This window comes from Actinocrispum wychmicini (genome assembly GCF_004345645.1).
Taxonomy (GTDB): Bacteria; Actinomycetota; Actinomycetes; order Mycobacteriales; family Pseudonocardiaceae; genus Kibdelosporangium; species Kibdelosporangium wychmicini.
This window is the reverse complement of record NZ_SLWS01000001.1, coordinates 834,046-854,651: the sequence shown is the minus strand read 5'-3', so window position 1 is coordinate 854,651 and position 20,606 is coordinate 834,046. Positions and strand designations below refer to the sequence as shown.

The following is a 20,606-nucleotide window of genomic DNA, read 5'->3' as shown; positions in this document are numbered from 1 at the left end:
GTCTGGGGGCGGAGCCCCCGGGCGGGGTCTGGGGGCGGAGCCCCCGGGCGGGGTCTGGGGGCGGAGCCCCCGGGCGGGGTCTGGGGGCGGAGCCCCCGGGCGGGGTCTGGGGGCGGAGCCCCCAGAAGACACCCAGCCGGACCCGGCGAAAGTTGCGCAGCAACTGAGCAGGGTCCGGCCAGACGGATGGGCCTAACGTGGCACAACCCGAACTCTTTGGTCCTCGTCGAAGGCCCCTGAGATCCCGATCCAGCCGGTCGGCATCCGACGGCTTCCAGCCGAAGTTGCGCAGGTCGAGCGGCAGGGCGGCGGTGACGCCTGATGGCCACCGTCGAGCTCGCCACGCGCATGCGGCCGGCGGCTGACCAGCCCGTCGTCGTCCGGGCCGTGACGGTAACCATGGGCACGGTCGTCGGGTTGACCTTCCTGTTCGGCTTCGGCAACGTGCTCAACCTCGCCCTGCGACTCGGCGTGCCCATCTGGGTCGCGCCCCTGGTCGCACCCGCAGTCGACCTGTCCATCCTCGGCCTCCTGTTCGGCACCCGACACCTCGCCATCCACGGCGCAACGCCGGACCAACTCCGACCAGGCCGCCGACTGCTCATCTTCGCCAGCCTCGCCACCCTTACCCTGAACATCGCAGACCCGATCGTCGCGGAGACTTTGGCAAGGCCGCACTCGACGCCGTCGGCCCACTCCTGCTCATCGGTTGGGCCGAAGTCGGCCCTGGATTGCTGCAGGCCATAACTATCGGCCTTTCTGGGGCCAAGACGATCGATGTCGACGTACCTCACGGTTGCGAGGAAGCTGATGGCCCTTCTGCCCAGGCTGTTGCGGCTGCCGAGGACGACATAGCCGCAGATTCGACGACACCATTGCTGGGTGCAGTGCTGTTCGAAGCCGGTGACGCCGAGGCATCGAGATCCTCGGCTGTCAACGACGCTCTGATCGAGCGGCCCGGCAGGAAGATGCTCGTCACTGGGCCGAGCGTCAACGACCGATCTCCGCCGATACTCCCCGTAAGCAGTTGCGCATCGATGCTGCCCGCTCGCGAATGCTCGTCTCCATGATCAGGGCGGACCGGGCACGACGGCCCTCCAGTTTGGTTGACGCGGCAGCCGGTTGACGTCGGACTCTTGCCGTCGCACGGCCCGGTTTGAGTCTCGTTCGGGCATCAGTCCAGGTGATCGACAAAGATTCCGATCAGCACGCGATTCTGATACTTCTCGATCGGCAATGAGAAGTGGACTCGATCACGATCCCAGACTCGCTTCCCGTGCCACTCGCACCGGTAGCTTTCGCCCTCGTGCGTCACCAACCGCTGCCCCCAAGCCTGGTTGTCCTTGTGCGTCAGTGGGCTTTCTGGAGAGATGGCAACTCCGTGAGTGGCGAATTCTTGGATCACCTTGTTCCTGTCGCCGCGATGGCGGGCAATGGAGGAGGCGAAGTGGTCGTTGATCTTGGCGAGAAGATCGATCAGCCAGGGAAGGACGTCCTCGTGTGAACCTTTGAAGCGGCCGAAGGAGAGTGATTCTGCGAAGATCAGCCCAGGAAAGGCTCGCGTCGCCATTGCGAAGAACAGTGATTCAGGAACTCTGTCCCGCCGCATCACGCCACGCCAGAATTCTGGCAACTGGGCGGGGGCGGTCAACAGGTGGATGTCAAGGTCCTCGGTATCCCTTTCTCGTCTGACCTTGGTCCATCCGGCGATCTTCATCTCAGGTGAAGCGATCAAACACGACATTGCTCGCCCTGTCGAGACGAGTGCAAGCGCGTGACAGAAGCCGAATGACCGTTCCGCAATGCTGCCGCCAACCTCGACGTACTGCGGTAGGTCATCCTCCTCAGGCCGGACCAAATGACATTTGTCCAGCAGAGTGGCGAGGCGCACGCGGGAGTCGCGGGGTACGTGGGTGTCGCGGGTGTAGAAGAGCTCGAAAAGTCGGACTGACTCCCAGCACTCCACGTCGTAGGCATGGTCCATCAGCGCGACCTGCTTGCCTGTTGTTAACGGCTCCAGCAGGTCCGCTAGGTCGTCGACGGCGTCGACCAGGGTGATATCCGTTCGGCCTCGCCAATCGAGGCTGTCCTCGTCCACAACCACGCGGTACTGGTCATCGGCGCCGCGCACGTGCGAGCACCCCCAAATCACTCTCGATCTGGTCAAAGAAGCCCGCAGGCCAGGCGTCGAGTTCACCGCGCTGGTTGACGTGGATCGATGTCGTGCCCTCGTGGTCGAAGTAATGCACGATCATTGCGGACGGGTCCAGGGCGTTGTCCTGAGCCACGGCCAGTCGTGCTCCGTTCAGCACGTGGTCACTGTGCGTCTCCACAATAACTTGCGCTCCGCTTCCCGCGACTTTGGAGAGGAAGCGCCCCAGGCGGGATTGGCCACCCGGATGCAGGTGTGCTTCAGGGTTCTCGATGAGAAGAATGTCGCCCTCCCGCGCCAACAGGCCAGCAACGATTATCGGCAAGGTATACGAAACGCCAAACCCAGTGTTGACGGGGCGGATCACGTCCGCGAATCGGTCGGTTTCCTGGAAACGGATCGTGCTTGCCAGAACGCCCGAAGAGAGCTGGGCGGTGATGCGCACCGGCCGGATGATGTCCGACGCCCATGCCTCGGCCTGCAGTCGCAACTGCGGACTCGCGGTCTGAGGGTGCCGCAGCACCTCGCGCACCGTACCGCGAGCGCTGACCGACCTTGTTTCGCGTAGTGCGAGGACCTGTGCCGTGAACTCGCCGTGGACTCCCACACCGATATCATCGGGCTCCTCTGCAGAGACGGACAGGACGTCCCTAGGGCCCAAACGCTCAGCAGCCAGGTAGGTGAAGCCACCCGGCGCGTTGCCTATACCGGGCGCCGGACGGTCCGGAACGCCCACGATGTCCAGGTATAGGGCTTCCTCGTCGGTGGGAGCCGACAACCGGTAGTCCCACCAGTCCTCGGCGGTTGCGCCGCCGAGCGAAATTGTGATCTCGGATTCCCGTGCGGACCGGCTGAGGACATCAGCGGCGGTTCCCAGAGCCAACTCATATGGACCGTTCAGCCGAACCGCCTGTCCAGATGTCGATGCCAGACGTGCAAGTAGCAATGACTGGAGCAATGTGCTCTTACCGCCGCCGTTAACGCCTGCGAGGATGGTCAAAGGTCGCATTGCCAATGATATCTCGGTGAAGCACTTGAAATTGGCGATCTTCAGGGAGTGAATCACAATCCCGCCTTCGCATCTTTGTCGGCAGCATTAAAGCGGTACGACACGCGTCGACGGTCGGCGGTTGAGGACGTGATGGAATCCAAGTATTGGATATCGGATGTCATTCGTTCCCGCGCCGCAGAGACGATGTCCTTTCTCCGCTCCACGAGGTCATCGGCGTCATGCTTAGCCATCGCAATCGACCATGTCTCGAATAGTGCCCGGTTGATCGGGCTGCGACCAGTGGCGTGTGTGGCCCACTTCCTGAACGCGTGCTCGCCGAATACCAGGTAGGTATTGGACATAGCATTGACGAATGCGGACTTGAGCTGCTCGACTTTGTCGTCAGAAAATTCAGCAGGATCGTCCAACAGTTGCGTAGCGCGCATGAGGAAGCTCTCCATCGCAGGGTTCCCCATGTACTCGTCCAAGCCCAGGATATAAAAAGCAGCGAAGCGGAGGGCCATCTCTCGATCGTTCATCCGGATGTGATCGGTGAGTCCGTTGGTCGCCCGGGAGAACTCTGAAGTATGGGTCATTTGCTTAAGGATCGCGCGGCTCCGCGGCTTGCTCATGCAGTGCCGGATCTCCTGGGCGTTGAGTGGAGTTCCACCGGTATTGATCCGTTTAAAGATGTCATACATCACATCTGTTGGTGTTGTCGGATCAATGACATTGACGACTAGTTGGGTGTTATTGACCCGACGCTGCCACTGCATATCCAGCTCGTCGAATTGGCGTCCGTTTGCATCGTGGAGATATTCGAGACCGCGGAGCGCGAACTTCGGGCCGCGCACAAAGGCGTGCAAGGTGGAAAGCCGCTGGAGTCCATCGACCACGTGGAATACGCCGTCAGCGTCTTCGGCAAAGTAGAACGCGGGCAACGGGATCTGAAGCAACAGGGACTCTACGAGCAGGGATTTCTGCTCCGCTCGCCACACCTTCCCTCGTTGGAAGTCTGGCGCGAGCTCCAGCGCCCCCTCGTCGATCTGGTCGAGGATATTGCGGACTGAGAAGGCACTAGTCGTTACCCGGATGTGCTCAGGGTTCCAGGGACGTTCGATCTTGGCTTCATCCGTGCTGGTCTGCTCGACTTCCACCCCAGTGGCTTGACCCTCGAAAACGTCTTCGACGACATCTGGCACCACGTGGGTGTTCTCCGGAACCATGGCGGCATCCTACGGCGCCACGTAGTCCGCATCCCGTCGACAAGCAGGCCCAGAGCTCAGGGATGAGGAGGTGCGCGCTCGACATGCCGCTGAGCCAGTCCGCCGGGGATTGGCCGCCACGGACGAACACCGCACCATCAGGACCGGCGCCGTGCGTGGACACGATCACTAAGCGGCCCAGCTTCATAACGAAACGGGCACGGATCGCTGGTCCCTGTCCAAACCGCCGAGTGTTCGGGTTGTGCCACGTTGTGGGCCCAACGTGGCACAACCCGAACTCTCTTGTCCTTGTCGACGGTCCGGAGATCACGATCCGACCGGTGGGCGTTCGGCGCCGTCCGACAGAGTCCGTACGGCGCAAGCACCAGGGGGTGACGTCAGCCTTCGAACTGAGCGCTGACGCGTTAGTCAGAGTCAGCCTGACCAGGACGAGCACTGCTCTGCTCTAGGTCCGCGGCCCAGCGGACGATCAGCGTGGCCAATGCGTTGACCGCCTGTTCGTAATGCTCGCCCGTCATCGCCACGGTTCCCACCCCGTCCACGACGAACCTGTCCACTACCCGGCGGCGCCTCGACGACGTCGCATGACGCTCGGTCTCGGTCGCCGCAGATTCATCACACACAACAGTCACAAGACACCAAACCTGACCGAAGACATCGACACCGCGCCGTGCCCATCAGATCAATCACCCGAAAGCAGACTCTGCCTGAGCTCGCCTGAACCCAACTCCCACCTGATATTGCCCCGTTTCACTGACTCGGCGTTGAGGAGAATAGGCTCGATGGGCGAGTCACGTTTCGAACTCTACGGAGCTCATCCAGTTTAGCGCGAAATGTCGACGACGACGGTTGTAGAACCCTTCGATGAACTCGAAGATCGCGATTCGACTTATTCGAGCCCGCCGGCGTCCGCGTAGCTGATGCCCGGGCGTCCCCAAGACTCGCTCGGCGCATGTTCGTCGCGGCTGTCGTGCCGTCAATCGAATTGACCGGATTTACCCCCAGCCAGCAACTGCACTAGTACCGCATCACGCAAGGCTGCGGTAGTTCGACTGATCTGTTCGTGGACGATGATCTTTTCGTCTAGTGCACCGAGTATGTCAGCCGTGCCAGTCTGAACAACTGCAGGCGGGACCACCACGGGCAGTGAGCCGAGCATCTTTGTGCTGAGACTAGGAATCACCGCGCCACTCGTGTTCCGAATAATCCAGCCTTGAACGGCTGGATGACCAAGGTAGTAGACGAGGTAAGGCGCGTTGACCATTCGGCGTACCCGAAGACGAAGGCACGCTGAACCAATTAACCAACCGCGCTGATTCGCACCCACCAACGCCTGACGACCAAGATGACCCGTACGGGAGCACACGATGTCGTTGGTTTGCAAGTGGTAACGCGACAACTCACGGGCAGCTTCTTGTGTGACACCCGCAGCGCAGTCATCGGCGATCCTGTTGTTCCGCAGGTCCCTCGGCATGACAACCGGGACATCCGTTGATCCGCGTTCCTTGACGTTGGCCAGTGCGGTGGACGGTCCCGCTAGAATGTCACAAACCTCATCGAGTCGGCATTCCGCCCAAACATCGGGGACCTCACCGATCAGCGAATCCATGCCTAAATCCTGTCAAGTTGCCGCTCGACTGCTGCGTCCGCTGCTGCTGCACGACGCTCCAGGCGAGCGAGGTCGTCCCGAAGTTCACGCACCGATCTGAGAGGCGGGTTGAGTTCGACGCTCGTGCCCACATACCTGGCAGGCGTCAGCACATAGTCCTGCTCGCGGATGCGCTGAACGACGACCGACGCCGAGAATCCCCGCACGTTCTCGTACCCGTCTCCCGCTCGCCACTGCTTGACAGTGTCCCCAATCCTGCTCTGGTCCTCGTCAGACAGGCTCCGCTGCGTGCGACTGGTCAGATGTCCGAGATCACTCGCGTCTATGAGGAGAATCTCGCCCTCACGCCGCTCGGATGGACGCAGCAACCACACATTGACAGGAATACCAGTCGAAACGAACATCTGTGAAGGAAGTGCAATGATCGCTTCGACGACCCCCTCCTCAATCATATTGGCTCTGACCTGACCTTCCGCGCCTCCCCTGAACAGCGTGCCGCCCGGCATAACCACAGCAGCCCTGCCACTATTCGTGAGTGAGGACATCACGTACTGCAACCAGGCGAAGTTGGTCCTCTTTTTCGGGAGGGTACCGTAACGACCGTGTAGCTCCGACACAGACGCTGACCACATCGGTTCCTTTAGGTCGAACGGAGGATTCGACAGGACCACGTCGAAACGCTCGTTCGCGATCAGCATTCCATCATTGCGGAAGAGAGCGTCTGCACGTATGTCGACATCGGCTGGGACGTGGTGAAGTTGCAAGTTCATATAAGCCAAAGACGCGGAACGTTCAGAGAGGGCATGACCGGTGAAAGACGCGTCGAAGTCATGCCCAGCGTGCGCTGCGATGTACTTCGCGGCACCGAGCAGAAAGCCCCCGGAACCGCAGCAGGGATCGAACACGCTGGTTCCTGGCGCAGGGGCGACCAACTCCACGAGAAGCCGAACCAGTGCTGCAGGTGTGTGCACACCTGAGCCCCGCCGCCCCTCCGCAGCCGCGAACTGATTCAACAGGAATTCGAACATGTCCGGACCTTGACCAGACCGGCGCATCCGCTCAACCAGTCGAATGATTTCAGTGAGCCGAGTTTCCCCGCGTGTGTCATTGAAGAACGAGCTACGGGCACGGTGAAGGACATGAAGTACGGGCCTGTGATCCAACGCCGCCAGTTCCATGAGTTGCAAGCGCCGGGAACCTTCGGTCGCTACGATATCGTTCCAATGGCGGTCATTCGACACTGCAAGGTAGAGCAGGCCCAACACGAGATCGGCGAACATGGCGACGTCCTCGGCTCCGCGGAACTGGATGAGTTCATCCCACAAGGCGTCAGCGATCGCGACGTGGGATGCGTGCCCGATCCTCATAGCTCCGCGAAACCGGGTTCCGTAGGTAGTACCTGGCAATTCACCGGGCTTGAGGTCTTTCTTCGAGATCTTCCGGCCGTCGAGCCAGTCGACGATCTCTCGGACCAAGAACATTTCCTGACCATTCACCTTTTCCGCCGAGGGAAACGACGGATGCCGACGGCGCCAGTTACTTACCGCAGAAAGCGTCACTTCCAACTGCCGAGCAACGTCGGACATACTCACCTGGCGATCGGGCATGTCGACAGTCCTCTCAGGACCAGTGCTTCGGTCGCCGCAGAATGATGCCGGCCTTGGTGACGACCTCATCCGGCAGTTGAGCCTGACGGATCTTGTCATCGCCGATGAACATGAAACCGTCGACCACCCGCTTCAGTTCAGCGGAGTGTCGGCTGGGTGGGAAGGCCGCGATGATCCGTTTCATTGGGAACAGGTTCTTCGTTTCCCGAACGGCAGGACACAGGTCGCTGTCGGCCGAGACTACAAGCGCAGTGTCGAAACAGTCCCGCACGGCGTCGGCCAGCAGCGCAACGGCGATGTTGACATCGGTCTCCTTTTCCTCGAAGACCGACCACGCGCTGCCGCATCGATGGCACCGTCTGCTCTTCTCCTGAAAACGGCCGTCTTTGATCTCTACTAGCGGGCTGCGCTCTCGGAGAGCATCAAGGTAGTCGGACTGTCGCTGCTCACCCTGCAGGTCGTTACGAACGCGCGCGGTAAAGTACGTGACTTGCTCCAAAGTCTGATCGCGCCGCAACAGGCTTGCCGCCAGTGTCTGCAGGTCGAGCCACAGGTACTTGCGGTCATACTTCGCGCGCAGGCCGAAGTACAGATTGAAGCCGTCGACGTAGACAGCGACGCGGACCACGGCACACCTCTCTGCATGGGTTGATCATGAGGTATGCTGAAGACACACCACGCCAGGGTGAGCAGCCCTGGCCCGACGGCCCCGGCAACGGGGCCGTCTCTATTTGCGGCAGTCGACACTCCATACCGGCGCGAGACCAACCATAGATCAGACACATGCTCTACGCAAGCGCACTGCAGTACACGGAGTTTTGTTAACCACCGTCGTGGTTGAGTTTCATCACCACTGCTCGTCGGGCGGATCCAGTAACAGGCCAGCCGCCGGTATGCGGCTCGGCCCTGCCTGGGTGGAGAGCTAGGTCACGAGGAGGTTGCCTATCTGGAGAAGGTCGTCGTGATCGCCCGCTCCCAAAGCTCCTGGTTGGCGCACTGATCGAGACAGTCTCCGTAACGAAGAGTCAACGTATCGCTGGTGCCCGTCCAAACCGCCCAGAGTTCGGGTTGTGAAACGTTGTGGGCCCCCGGGGGATCGAACCCCGAACCCGCGGATTAAAAGTCCGCTGCTCTGCCAATTGAGCTAGAGGCCCCTGCTGAGGACAGGGTACCTAGTGGGGCCCAGCTGATTTTCATGGACTGGTCGGTGGGATGCCGGCGCCGATGGCTTTCAGGGCGATGGCCAGGTCGTGGGCGGTCATGGCGTGGTCCGGGTCGATCAGGAGTTGGGCCATCAGGCCGGTCAGGAGGGCTTGGTAGACCGAGCCCATGGCCCATCTGGTGCGGTCGTCCGGGGTGGGGTCGCGGTCGTTCTCGAAGGGGTAGGCGAGGCCTTGGCGGGCGTCGGCGAGGTCGCGGACCAGGTCCTCGCGGATTTCGGGCAGGTGGTCGACCTGGCCGATCACTTCGAAGTTCGCCGCCCAGAGGGCCCGGTGGGCGGCGAAGGACTCGATGATGCGGGTCCAGATCTGTTCGAAGCGGTCGGGGGCGTCGCCCGCTGAGGTGAGGGCCGCGCCGATGTCGTCCGCCCATTCGATGTTGGCCTGCCGGAACGCCTCGTTGAGCAGGGCTTCCTTGGAGCCGAAGTGGTAGCCGACGGCGGCCATGCTGACCCCCGCCGCGGTGGCTATGTCCCTGATGGACGTGCGGGCGTAGCCCTTCTCGTACAGGCAGCGCTTGGCGCCGGCCAGTAGGTCCTCGCGGTTTCCCATGTCGACCAGGGTAGCCGATCTTTGCACGACCGCCTTAGGCGAACGCCTTGCGCGATCGCCTAATACAGTTGTACAGTTCCGTCATGACCAAGAACATCCTGATCAGCGGCGCCAGCGTGGCCGGCCCCGCACTCGCGTTCTGGCTCCGCCGCTACGGCTTCAACCCGACGGTTGTGGAGCGCGCACCCGCGCCACGTGAAGGTGGTTACGCGGTGGACTTCCGTGGTGCCGCACTTGAGGCCCTCGCGCGGATGGGCATCCTCGACGAGGTCAAGCAGTACGCCACGCAGATGGGCGACATGGACTACGTGAACAGCGCGGGCAAACGGGTCGGCAGCACGCCGCCCGTGGTGTTCAGCGGCGAGTTGGAGGTGCTGCGCGGCGACCTGGTCAAGGTCCTCTACGAACGGACCCGGCACGACGTCGAGTACATCTTCAACGACTCGATCACCAGCATCACGCAGTCCGGGCACGGTGCGGCCGTCACGTTCGAACGGGGTGCGCCGCGCGAGTTCGACCTGGTGATCGGCGCCGACGGCGTGCACTCCAACGTGCGGTCCCTGGTCTTCGGCGCGGAGGAGAAGTTCGCGCACCACCTGGGGATGTACGTGTCGGTCAGCACTGTCGCCAACTACCTGGGCCTGGAGTACCGGGGCCGGTGCCACAACACGCCGGGCCGGATGGCCGGGATGTACCCGGCGCGCGGCAACACCGAGGCCAAGGCGCTGATGTTCTTCACCGCGGACGAGTTGGACTACGGCCGCCGCGACACCGCACGGCAGCGGGAACTCCTGAACACGGCCTTCGCCGGGGAGGGCTGGGAGGTGCCGCGCATCCTCGACGAGATCCGGCGCTCGCCCGACTTCTACTTCGACTCGATCACCCAGATCAAGATGGAGCACTTCACGCACGGACGCGTCGCCTTGCTGGGTGACGCCGGGTACTGCGCGTCGCCGCTGTCCGGAATGGGCACCAGCCTGGCGCTTGTCGGCGCCTACGTGCTGGCCGGCGAGTTGGCGTCCGCCGTCGACCACCAGACCGCGTTCGCGCGCTACGAGGACGAGATGCGCGGCTACATCAAGGCCTGCCACGCCCAGGCGGCGGGAGCGGGGATGTGGCTCGTGCCCGGCAGCAACGCGATGATCAGGTTCCGCAACTGGAACTACCGGCTGCTGCGGCTCAAGCCGTTCAGCGGGTTCTTCACCAAGGTCGCCCTGAAGGCCGCCAACACCATCAGGCTCAAGGACTACGCCGCATTCACGCGAGCGGCCTAAGCAGCGACGAACTGTTGCCCAGAACGGGTGAAAGTCCCCGCCGGGCAGCGGCCCGAACGAGTTGATCTGTAACGCATCTCAGATCGAACCGGACCCTTCGACATGAAGTGGACAGTGAGCCCGGGGAGGATCAGGTGCGAGGTCCCTACGACTTACTTCGGCGAACTGTGAGCCAGCTCGCCTATGAACGCCGGTACGGGGTGCGGACCGCTGAGCTGATCGAGCTCGACCAGCTCGGTATCGCCGCCGAAGGCCGCGGCTACTACGTGCCCGCCAGCTGGCGGATCCTGCGCAGGACACTGTCCCGCAAGGAGATCGGACCGACGGACGTGTTCGTGGACTTCGGCTCCGGGATGGGCCGGATGGTCCTCGAAGCGGCCCGGTTCCCGTTCGGACGGGTGTACGGAATCGAACTGTCCGAGCAACTGCACGAAATCGCCGAGGCCAACGTGCGCAACACCCGGCAACGGTTGCGCTGCGACGACATCAGGCTGGTGCACGGCGACGCGCTCACGTTCGAGATCCCTGATGACGTGACCGTGGTGTTCTTCAACAACCCGTTCCAGGGAACGGTTTTCACGTCCGTGATCGACCGGCTGGTGGCCACGCTCGACCGGAATCCCCGGCAGCTCAAGATCATCTACTACAACCCGGTCGAGCAGCAGACCGTGCTGGACACCGGGCGGGCCCAACTGCTGCGCACATTGCGGCATGCCCGGCGGCGCGTCGAGGGGTCGCCGTTCGGACTGACCAACGTGTACCAACTGACCTGAAACTGTCGGTGGCGGGTGCGATGCTCCGGGCATGACGGACTCCCGGATCACCCTGCCCCGACTCGGCGACGAGCGGGAAGTACTGACGGCTTTCCTCGACTGGCACCGCGAGACGTTCGCGCTGAAGTGCGCGGGGGTGCCGGCCGAGGCGATGTCGGTGCGGGGAGTGCCGCCGTCCGGGCTGAGCCTGCACGGGTTGGCCCGACATCTGGCCGGGGTGGAACGCTGGTGGTTCCGCCAACAGTTCCTCGGCGAGGACGTGCCGACGCTGCACTACTCGGACGACGACCCGAATCAGGACTTCGACGACCTGGCCGGGGATCCCGCCGAAGCACTCGCCCTGTGGCAGGCGGAATGCGCGCGGTCACGGGAGATCGTGGCGTCGGCTTCCCTGGACGACACAGGCATCCGCCGCTCCACGGGTGAGCCGTTCTCCTTACGGTGGCTGTTGGTGGACATGATCGCGGAGTACGCACGGCACAATGGGCACGCCGACCTGTTGCGGGAACGCGTTGACGGGACGACCGGAATCTAGGGGCCGTGACCGCTACTCCGCGGTCAGGGTGTAGTCGCCGATGCTGGCGTAGCCCGTGTAGCCGTCTTTGCCTGGGTCGCCGTAGCCGGTGCCTTCCACTTGGATCGTGTAGCGGCCGGCGGGCAGGTTCTGGGCGAAGTGGGCGTCCAGGCCGTCGGCCTTGGTCTCGGACACGCGGTGCACCGGTGGGTCGACGGTGGCGACGATGGTGCCGGACGCGTCTCGGATGGTCATCTTGATGTCCAGGTCGGGGGCGAATTCGGCGGGGACCGCTGCTGCTTTCAGGGTGCCGCCGGGGTGGTCGATGGCGAAGACGTCGACGTCCGCGTCGGTGGTGATGAGCCCGTTGACCGGGGTGCCTGCGGTGAGCGGCGCCGCGTTCGCTGGGTCGTCCGGGTAGTCGTCGGGCAGGGTCACGGCGCCGTGTTGCGGGATGACGGCCAGGTCGTCTTCTTTGTTGTTGGCGTTGGTGTATTCGCCTTTGCTCCAGGTGGTCACTGGTTGGCCGTAGCCGGCGCCCATGATCGGGGCCCAGTTGGTGTGGCCGCCGTAGTACTCGACTCCGCCGGTCTGGCCGTCGTGGGACAGGCCCAGGTTGTGGCCGGTCTCGTGGGCGACGATCTCGCCGATCGACTTGCCGTCGTAGGAGCCGTTCGCGTACGCCCAGGCGGGTTGGTATTTGGCGTGGTTGCCGGCCTGGTTGAAGGTGCCGATGTACGCCTGCCCGCCGCAGCCGCAGTTCGTGACGTCGGTGGGGGTGATGACCGCGCGGGCGCCGTAGACCTGGTCGTTGGTGTCGGCGCGGTCGAGGCGGTCGTCGGTGGGTTCCTCGGTGGTCACGTCCACGTCGAACGTCTTGTAGTCCTCGGTCACCGACAGGAACGCCTGGTAGATCGTGTCGCGTTCGGCGGCGTTGAAGGTGCTCGGGTCGCCGTCGGCGTCCCAGGCCGGCGCGTTGATGAGGGCTCCGCCGTTCCACGCGGTCCCCTGGACGGTGTGGCCGTTGAAGTCCAGGTAGATCGTGCGGTTCGAGCCGGGACGGCTGTGCAGCTTGAACACGTCCGTACCCGGCGGCACGGCTAACGACGAACGGGCTGTCTTCCCGGTCGGGGCGGCGTGCTTCTCGACCGACCGGATCCGGCCGTGCTCGTCGACCTGGAAGTGGTCGCTCCTGGCCATCTGGCGCACCTGGGCGATCGGCAGGTCGTTGACGATCGCGGCGACCAACGGCGACACCTCGGACAACGGGCGTGGCTGGTCGAACAGAGGGTCGGCGGAGGCGGCAGGGGCCACGACGGCGCCGACCGCGAGGACGGCGGCGACGGCGATGACTCGTGCAGGGAAGGACAACCAGACCACTCCTTGGAGTTAACCCAAATGGGTGTACCGGGCGCCCAAAGTACAAACAACTGGCCGATCTGACTACCGTCCGAACGGACTGACTCCCTCAGCGGGCTGATGCGCGCGGTGGGCGGCTAATCTCCACAGCGTGGTGACGTTGGTTGTCCTGCGGCACGCGAAGTCGGCGTGGCCGGAAGGTGTGCCGGACCTGGAGCGACCGTTGGGCGAACGCGGCCTGCGGGACGCCCCGGCGGCCGGCAGATGGCTGAACGAGCACGTCCCGAGCGTGGACGTGGTGATGTGCTCGCCCGCCCGCCGGGCCCGCCAGACCTGGGAGAACGCGTCCACCCAGCTCACCAAGGCGCCTCTGGTGCACGAGGCGTCCAAGATGTACTACGGCCCGTTGCTCGACGTCGTGCGCGAACTGCCGGACGTCGGGACAGCGCTGGTGGTGGGCCACAACCCGGACCTGACCGACCTGGTCGACCTGCTCACCGGCGACCGGCCGGAGTTCCGGACCTCGTCCATCGCGGTCGTCGAAAGCGACCTGTCCTGGGCGTCCGCCGGCCACGGCTGGGGTCGCCTGGTCACGGTGGCAACCCCGCGCGGATAGACCCCGGCTACTCCGTTCGAGCGACGCTGATCATCCGGGTTTGTCCAGGTGGGGTTGGCCCTGAAATCCTGCCGGAGGAGCGCTACGGATTGGGTTCGGGATGCCACAGGTGAAGCTGGGGGACGACAGCTCGCCGTTCGGCCGGGAACTGCGCCGGCTGCGCACCCGACGCGGGCTCTCCCTGCAGAAGCTGGCCGAACTGGTCAACTACACCCGCGGCTACATCGGCAAGGTGGAGACCGGCGACAAGCCGCCGACCGCGGAACTGGCGCGCCGGTGCGACGACGTGCTGGAAGCGGGCGGGAAGCTCGTCGCGCTGTCCACGTCGATGGGGCTGCCGCGGCTGGCCCAACTGCCGGCGGCCGCTGCCACGTTCGTCGGCCGCGAGGACCACCTGCATCAGCTGGACGTGGCGATGGTCGGCGAGGAACCGGGTGCGCCGTGGATCGTCGCCGTGGACGGGCCGCCCGGGGTGGGCAAGACCGCGTTGGCGTTGCGGCTCGCGCACCAGGTCAAGGAGCGGTTCCCGGACGGCCAGATGTACGTGGACCTGCACGGATACTCGCCGGACGCGCAGCCGTCCCGGCCGGACGTGGTGCTGGAGGAGTTCCTCGTCGCGTTGGGGACGAGCGCGAGCGCCATCCCGTCCGGCACGGGCCAGCGCGCCGCGTTGTTCCGCTCGCTGCTCGCGGGGAGCCGGATCCTGCTCGTGTTGGACAACGCGCACGACTCGCGGCAGATCGAACAGTTGCTGCCGGGCGCGCCGGGGTGCGGGGTGATCGTGACGAGCCGGCGGCGGTTGTCCGGCCTGCAGATGCGCCAGGACCAGCGGATGACCCTCGGACCGCTGAGCGAAGAGGAGTCCATCGCGCTGCTGCGTACCGTGATCGGGAAGGAGCGCGCGGACGACGAGCCCGAGGGCACGGCCGGGCTGGCACGGCGCTGCGGGTATCTGCCGCTGGCGTTGCGGATCGCCGCGGAACGTGTCGCGACGCACCCGCACCACTCGGTGGACGAGCTCGCCGAGGAGCTGGGCGCCGAGGAGGAACGGCTCGACATTCTGTCCACTGAGGACTCGATCGCGGTCCGAACGGTGTTCTCCTGGTCCTACCGCGACCTTTCCGGCGAAGCGGCGCGGATGTTCCGGCTGTGCGGCCTGCATCGCGGCCCGCACCTGAGTGTCAACGCGGCCGCCGCGCTCACCGGCGTGACCACGACCCAGGCCCGACGGCTGCTGGACCGGCTGGTGAGCGTGCATCTGTTGCAGGGCATCGGCGCCGAGCGCTACCGATGCCACGACCTGCTTCGCGTGTACGCGGCCGAACGCGCGCACGACGAGGAGCCGCAGGCTGAGCAAAACCTTGCGGTGAAACGGGTTCTGCACTGGTATCTGCACACCGCCTACGCGGCCAACCACACCTTGTCCCCGCAGCGGTTCGACCCGCCGATCGAGCCGTCCCAGTTCTCCTTGCCACTCCTGGAGTTCGCCGACTACGACGAAGCGCTGGCCTGGCTTGAGGACGAGATGGCGAACCTGATCGCCGCCACCCGGCTGGCGCTGGAGTTCGGCGAGGACGCCATCGCGTGGAAGATCCCGGTCGGCTGCTGGAACTACGTGTTCCTGCGCAAGCGGTGGACCGCGTGGATCAGCGCGCACGAGCTGGGCCTGGCCGGCGCGCGGCGGATCGGGGACAAGTTCGGCGAGTCGTGGACGCTGAACAACGTGGCCCACGGCTTCCGGGAGTTGCGCCGGTTCAAGGACGCCCGGGAACACCTGGAACAGGCGTTGGAGATCCGCAAGGAGATCGACGACCTGGTCGGATTGGCCTGGACGGTGACCGCGCTGGGCTTCGTGGAATGCGATGTGCACCGCTACTCCTCGGCGGTGTCCCGGTTCACCGAAGCGCTCCGCATCCGCGAGGACGTCCAACGCGAACACGGCGACGACGAGGCGATCACGGTGGCGAACTGGCACGGCCAGGGCATCGCCCGCGCCAGCCTCGGCGACTCGTACCGCGAACTCGGCCGGTTCGACGAGGCGCTGACCGAGCTGCACGAGGCACTCCGGATCTTCCGTGACATCCATGACAGGCACGGCGAGGGCTACACGCTGGTGAAACTCGGCGACACGTTCGCCAGGATGAGCCGCCCGCAGGACGCGCTGACCAGCTTCGAGGAGGCACTGACCACCCGCAGGGAGATCGGCGACCGGTGGGGTGAGGCCGAGACGCAGCACAGCCGCGGCCGGGTGCTGCTGGCGACGGGCGACCCGGTCGCGGCGCGCGAGGCTTGGCGGCACGCGTTGGCGATCTTCACCGAACTGGACGATCCACGCGCCGAGGACGTCCGTCAGCTGCTCACTTCAACGCCTCGAACAGCCGGGTGAGGAACTCCTCCGCGTCGACGGCCGCGGCCGCGCGGACCGGACGGCGGCCACGTCCGGCTTCGCTTTCGATGTGGCTGTCGTCGGCGATCGAACGCCAGTCCGAGACGAGTTGCCCGCGCGTGTACGTGCCGTGGACTTCGACCGACACGGCGACTTCCCGGTACGTAGCCAGGGACGGGTCACACAGCAACGCAGCCGCCAACGGGTCATGCATGGTCGCGACGCGGACGCCGAACATGTTGGAGTAGAAGGCCGCGTAGTGGTCCAGCAGGGCGCTCGCGAACTGCGCCCGGGGACTGGCGACCTGGGCCAGGCTGTCCAGCCACGCCGAGTCGGCGCGGGCGGTCTCGGTGACGTCCAGGCTGACCAGGGTGAGATTGTCGAAGCCGGTGTCGAAGACCAGATCCGCGGCCTCCGGGTCGTGCCAGATGTTCGCCTCCGCGTGCGCGGTGACGTTGCCGGGCACGCCCAACGCCCCGCCGAGCACGACCAGGGATTCGAGCAGTTCCGGCAGCCGCGGTTCGAGCAGGACGGCCAGCGCGATGTTCGTCAACGGACCCAGCGCGAGGACGGACAGCTCGCCGGGGTTCGCCCGCGCCAACCGGACGAGCTGTTCGGCCGCGGAGCAGTCGACGACAGCACGCGGTGATGGCGGTCCCGCGTGTCCACCCAGCCCGTCGTCGCCGTGCACGAACTCGGCCGTGCGCAGTTCCTGAGCCAAGGGTCTGTGCGCACCCACGGCCACCGGCACGTCATCCAGCCCGGCTACGTCGAGCACGCGCAAGGCGTTCGCGGCGGCGACCGGCGCGGGAACGTTCCCATGGACGCTGCCGACGGCGACGATGTCGACGTCCGGCTGGGCGGACAGGTAGAGGATGGCGAGCGAGTCGTCGATCCCCGGGTCGGTGTCCAGGATGATGCGCACGAGACCCGACTCAACCAGACCGCTCCGCCGGACGCAGCAGTGTCGTGCTCAGCAACCCGTACAGAGCAGCGCCGATGACGAACGCGACGGCCACGCCGATGTTGCTCGCGCCGACGCTGCCGGCCGCCGCGGACGGTGTCAGCAGGTATCCGAGGACGGACCTGATGTTCGCGTCCGCCGACGTCACCAGGCCGAGGCCGACGACGATCGCGACCACAAGCGACACCACGCCCGCGAGGTTGATCCCGCCGTAGCCGGCGGGCACGTACAGCGCGTCCTTGTCGTAACCGTTCTTGCGATGCAGGAACAGGTCGGTGACGAAGATCGCGGACCAGGCGGCGATGATGACGCCGATCACGATCAGGAACGACTGGACGGGCGCGAAGAAGCTGGGCGAGACGAAGATCAGGTAGATGCCGCCGAGGACCATCAGCACGCCGTCGACGGCGACCGCCGCCCAGCGCGGGATCCGCACGCCGAGCGCGAGCAGGTTCAGGCCCGAACTGTAGAGGTTGAACACCGCGCCCGCGACCACGCTGAGGATGGTGGCCAGCAGGAACGGGATCATGAACCAGGTCGGCAGGGCGGTGGCGAACGCGCCGATCGGGTCGGCCGCCGCGGCCCCGGCCAGCTTCGGGTCGCCCGCGGTGAGCAGAACACCGAAGAGCATCAGCAGGCCGGGCGCGGTGGCGCCGCCGAACGTGGTCCACCACACCACGGACTTCGGCGAGCCCTTGGTGTAGCGGCTGTAGTCGGCGCCGCCGGGTGTCCAGCCGATGCCGTTGGCGACCACCAGGGTGACCCCGCCGACCATCAGCGCGAAGCCGCCGCCGTTGGCGGTGCTGCTGAAGTCCAGGTCCGGGACGATGATCACGAGGTAGCCAACCACCGCGACCGCCACCGCGACCGTGATCCACTTCTGCACGCGCAGGATCACGTCGTAGCCGTAGATCGCGACGACCATGACCAGTGCGACCGTCACGAGGAAGCCGACGACCATCATCTGGGTGGTGGCCAGGGCCGGGTCGATCCGCCTGAGGATCGTGCGGGTGGCGAGCGCACCGAGGGTGACGCTCACTGTTTCCCATCCCACCAGCGACAGGTAGACGAACAGGGTGGGCAGTTTGTTGCCGTGGTAGCCGAACGCGGCCCGGCTGAGCGTCATGGTCGGCGCGCCGCCGCGCGTGCCCGCCAGTGCGACCAGACCCACGACGGGGTAGGAGAGGGCGAGCCCGATGAGCACGGCGATGGCCCCCTGCCAAGGGCTCAGTCCAAGACCGACGACGAAAACGCCGTACGCCACGGTGAAGAAGCTGAAGTTCGCCGCGGTCCACGGCCAGAACAAGCCCGGCGGCCGGCCGTGGCGCTCGCCCTCGCCGACCCAGTCGATGCCCTTCTGTTCGATCCGCCAGCCAGTCTCCGCGAGCTCGACCACCAAGGCCCTCCTGACGGTGTCTCCCAAAAGAGTCGACAAGTCACCTCTGCAAACCGCGGGCGCCACAGTCAATCGTTGAGGCGTACGGAACGTAACAGGCGTGTCCGCGTCAGAACAGCAGCATGTCTAGGGGTCGTGCTGGTGGAGGGACTGACGCGGACACACGCGATCATGTGCCTGTCAGGCGCGACAACGGGGTCCGCGATCGATGACTGGCTCGAACGCCGCAACGGCTTGACCCGGAGGGACCACTTCGGACGTCGGTGCCGACACGAATGGCGTAACAGCGAGCGACGATCGCATCGTGGGATCGATCTTCTTGTCTGTTAACAGGTTCCGGCAAACGGCGGAACGGGTGGCGAAAGAACGCCAACGTCACACCGACACAAGTGCAAACGTTTGCGCGCGCCCGACTGTCCTCATCGGGCGTTGAGCCACGTGGTGGCCAGCGCGTACGGGTCCATCGTGGACGTTGTGCCCTCGGCGATCCGCTGTACGGCGAACCGCAGCAGGTGGCCGGCGTGGTCAGGGCTGATGCCGCGGTCGGCGACGAGCCGGTCGTACGCCACCTCGGCCTGCCACGCCCGCTCGACCTGCGCCGCGACCAGGTCGTGTAGGTCCATGTCTCTCCTTACGTCTGCTCACCTTCTCAGGTTGACCCCCAGGTCGACACAGAGACGTGCGGCGAACCTACATCCTTACGCCGCCCCCGGCGTGACAATGACCATTCAGTATTCGCGTAACGTTAGCCCCGTGACGTCTTCCGCACGTGCAGTTTTGTCCGAATTGCAGAACGATCTCACCCCTCCGACCGGCGCGAACCGCCTTTTGGCGCACCTGGCCGAAGGTGCCGCGCCAGTGGCCGTGATCGGCGCGTTGGCCGCCGAGGAACGTTGGATCATCCAAAGCGACTGGCGGGCATTCCTCACTTTGGCCGCGCGGGCCACCGAGCCGGGCGCGCGGCAGTTCTTCAGCGGGCTCGCCGGCGGCGAGGGGCTCGCGCTGGACCTCGTACAGCCGTTGATCGACGCGGCCAAGTTCGACGAAAGTTCATATGAATCACAGGCCGGTTGTCAGGCGTATGCGGCATATGTGGCCTCGCTCGCCCTGAATGCCGAGCCGGTCGACGCGGTGCTCGCGTTGTTCGCGAACTTCGCCGCGTTCGGCGAGTTCTGCGCGGAGATCGCGAAGTCACTGCGCGCGAACTACGGTTTCGACGACCATGGCGCCGCGTTCTTCGACTTCTTCGCCACCCCCGTGGCAGAGCCCGAGCAGCACGCGCTCGCGGCGATCCAGGCCGCGCTCGACACCGGCTGGCGTCCGGACGAGGCACGCCGGCACGGCAAGCTGCTGCTGGAATACGAGCTGATGTTCTGGAACACGTTGGCGGACACTAAGTTCTGAGCGCGGACAGCACGATCTTGGTCAGCCGGCCGGGTTCACCGTCCAGGTGGCGTTCCATCGTGACGATGCCGACCACCACCGCCTTGAGTTCGGCCGGCGTGAGATCGGCCCGCACGGCACCGGCGTCCTGAGCGCGCTTCAACAGCAGGGCCTGTGCCTCCTGGACCATCTGGCCGGACGTCCGGGAGATCTCGCTCAGGTCGCGCCCGGCCGCGCTGAGCGCCTCGCCGAACGCCTTGTTCAGCGCCACTTTCTTGATCATCATCTCGAAGAAGTCGAAGAACGCGGCGCCGGGGTCGTCGGCCGCCGCCAACGCCTTGGCGTCCTGCGCGAGCTGCGCCACCCGGGCCGCCACGATCGCCTCGAACAGGGCTTCCTTGGTGGGGAAGTGCCGGTAGACCGTGCCAACGCCGACACCTGCCCGCCGCGCCACATCGTCGACTGTGACCCCCAGCCCCTCGGCCTCGAAGACCTGCTGGGCGACCGCCAGCACCCGCGCACGGTTGCGGCGGGCGTCGGCGCGTTGCGGGCGAGCGGACTCGGTTGACAACCGGAGGATCCTC

Annotated in this window: 18 protein-coding genes, 1 tRNA gene and 1 pseudogene; 7 read left to right on the top strand and 13 right to left on the bottom strand. The window is 65.1% G+C overall.

Annotated features, from left to right (window positions below; translation table 11 throughout):
* The first annotated feature begins 348 nt into the window (after positions 1-348).
* Positions 349-1,126: pseudogene (locus EV192_RS57285) on the top strand (hypothetical protein).
* Between the two features lie 48 nt (positions 1,127-1,174).
* Here the strand turns inward: EV192_RS57285 and EV192_RS04330 are convergent.
* The 8 genes from EV192_RS04330 to EV192_RS04285 form a co-directional block, all read right to left on the bottom strand.
* Positions 1,175-2,131 (bottom strand): hypothetical protein, encoded by a 957-nt coding sequence (locus EV192_RS04330; RefSeq protein WP_132111296.1) that lies wholly within the window; start codon positions 2,129-2,131, stop codon positions 1,175-1,177.
* Complete coding sequence (locus EV192_RS04325) at positions 2,115-3,218, bottom strand: AAA family ATPase (protein WP_132111294.1); 1,104 nt, start codon at positions 3,216-3,218, stop codon at positions 2,115-2,117. The genes EV192_RS04330 and EV192_RS04325 overlap by 17 nt, the downstream gene beginning before the upstream one ends.
* Complete coding sequence (locus EV192_RS04320; RefSeq protein WP_132111292.1) at positions 3,215-4,369, bottom strand: DUF262 domain-containing protein; 1,155 nt, start codon at positions 4,367-4,369, stop codon at positions 3,215-3,217. The genes EV192_RS04325 and EV192_RS04320 overlap by 4 nt, the downstream gene beginning before the upstream one ends.
* Before the next feature lie 976 nt (positions 4,370-5,345).
* Positions 5,346-5,978 carry a restriction endonuclease subunit S gene (locus EV192_RS04305; protein WP_132111286.1) on the bottom strand — a complete coding sequence of 211 codons (633 nt, stop codon included), beginning with the start codon at positions 5,976-5,978 and terminating at the stop codon, positions 5,346-5,348.
* A 2-nt stretch (positions 5,979-5,980) separates the two neighbouring features.
* Entirely contained in the window at positions 5,981-7,585 is a 1,605-nt protein-coding gene (locus EV192_RS04300) for an N-6 DNA methylase (protein WP_165960202.1), read from the bottom strand.
* Positions 7,586-7,598: 13 nt separating this feature from the next.
* Positions 7,599-8,213 carry an NYN domain-containing protein gene (locus tag EV192_RS04295; RefSeq protein WP_132111282.1) on the bottom strand — a complete coding sequence of 205 codons (615 nt, stop codon included), beginning with the start codon at positions 8,211-8,213 and terminating at the stop codon, positions 7,599-7,601.
* Between the two features lie 453 nt (positions 8,214-8,666).
* Positions 8,667-8,739, bottom strand: a tRNA-Lys gene (locus EV192_RS04290).
* 39 nt (positions 8,740-8,778) lie between these two features.
* The gene (locus tag EV192_RS04285; protein ID WP_132111280.1) at positions 8,779-9,357 is read right to left on the bottom strand and encodes a TetR/AcrR family transcriptional regulator; all 579 of its coding nucleotides are present in this window, start codon (positions 9,355-9,357) and stop codon (positions 8,779-8,781) included.
* Positions 9,358-9,440: 83 nt separating this feature from the next.
* Here EV192_RS04285 and EV192_RS04280 point away from each other — a divergent pair, with 83 nt between their 5' ends.
* The 3 genes from EV192_RS04280 (at position 9,441) to EV192_RS04270 (ending at position 11,939) form a co-directional block, all read left to right on the top strand.
* Positions 9,441-10,631 carry an FAD-dependent monooxygenase gene (locus tag EV192_RS04280; RefSeq protein WP_132111278.1) on the top strand — a complete coding sequence of 397 codons (1,191 nt, stop codon included), beginning with the start codon at positions 9,441-9,443 and terminating at the stop codon, positions 10,629-10,631.
* Positions 10,632-10,765: 134 nt separating this feature from the next.
* Positions 10,766-11,404, top strand: a complete 639-nt coding sequence (locus EV192_RS04275) for a methyltransferase domain-containing protein (protein ID WP_132111276.1) — start codon at positions 10,766-10,768, stop codon at positions 11,402-11,404.
* Between the two features lie 31 nt (positions 11,405-11,435).
* Positions 11,436-11,939 (top strand): DinB family protein, encoded by a 504-nt coding sequence (locus EV192_RS04270; protein ID WP_132111274.1) that lies wholly within the window; start codon positions 11,436-11,438, stop codon positions 11,937-11,939.
* 12 nt (positions 11,940-11,951) lie between these two features.
* Here EV192_RS04270 and EV192_RS04265 read toward each other — a convergent pair whose 3' ends face one another.
* Complete coding sequence (locus EV192_RS04265; protein WP_132111272.1) at positions 11,952-13,289, bottom strand: zinc-dependent metalloprotease family protein; 1,338 nt, start codon at positions 13,287-13,289, stop codon at positions 11,952-11,954.
* A 139-nt stretch (positions 13,290-13,428) separates the two neighbouring features.
* Between EV192_RS04265 and EV192_RS04260 the strand changes: the two genes are divergently transcribed.
* Together EV192_RS04260 and EV192_RS04255 are read left to right on the top strand one after the other, a co-directional pair.
* The gene (locus EV192_RS04260) at positions 13,429-13,893 is read left to right on the top strand and encodes a SixA phosphatase family protein (protein WP_132111270.1); all 465 of its coding nucleotides are present in this window, start codon (positions 13,429-13,431) and stop codon (positions 13,891-13,893) included.
* A 109-nt stretch (positions 13,894-14,002) separates the two neighbouring features.
* A complete protein-coding gene (locus EV192_RS04255; RefSeq protein ID WP_207925878.1) occupies positions 14,003-16,279 on the top strand; it encodes an ATP-binding protein in 2,277 nt (758 codons plus the stop codon).
* Here the strand turns inward: EV192_RS04255 and EV192_RS04250 are convergent.
* The 3 genes from EV192_RS04250 to EV192_RS04240 all read right to left on the bottom strand — a co-directional run bounded on the left by EV192_RS04250 (position 16,251) and on the right by EV192_RS04240 (position 19,262).
* Positions 16,251-17,204, bottom strand: coding sequence for a nucleoside hydrolase (locus tag EV192_RS04250; RefSeq protein ID WP_207925877.1), 954 nt, complete (start codon positions 17,202-17,204; stop codon positions 16,251-16,253). The genes EV192_RS04255 and EV192_RS04250 overlap by 29 nt on opposite strands.
* Before the next feature lie 10 nt (positions 17,205-17,214).
* A complete protein-coding gene (locus EV192_RS04245; protein ID WP_165960201.1) occupies positions 17,215-18,639 on the bottom strand; it encodes a purine-cytosine permease family protein in 1,425 nt (474 codons plus the stop codon).
* Between the two features lie 419 nt (positions 18,640-19,058).
* Positions 19,059-19,262 (bottom strand): hypothetical protein, encoded by a 204-nt coding sequence (locus tag EV192_RS04240; RefSeq protein WP_132111264.1) that lies wholly within the window; start codon positions 19,260-19,262, stop codon positions 19,059-19,061.
* A gap of 97 nt (positions 19,263-19,359) precedes the next feature.
* Here EV192_RS04240 and EV192_RS04235 point away from each other — a divergent pair, with 97 nt between their 5' ends.
* Positions 19,360-20,043, top strand: coding sequence for a TenA family protein (locus tag EV192_RS04235; RefSeq protein WP_341770839.1), 684 nt, complete (start codon positions 19,360-19,362; stop codon positions 20,041-20,043).
* Here EV192_RS04235 and EV192_RS04230 read toward each other — a convergent pair.
* Positions 20,033-20,593 carry a TetR/AcrR family transcriptional regulator gene (locus tag EV192_RS04230; protein WP_132111262.1) on the bottom strand — a complete coding sequence of 187 codons (561 nt, stop codon included), beginning with the start codon at positions 20,591-20,593 and terminating at the stop codon, positions 20,033-20,035. The two genes, EV192_RS04235 and EV192_RS04230, sit on opposite strands and share 11 nt — an antisense overlap.
* Between the last annotated feature and the right edge of the window lie 13 nt (positions 20,594-20,606).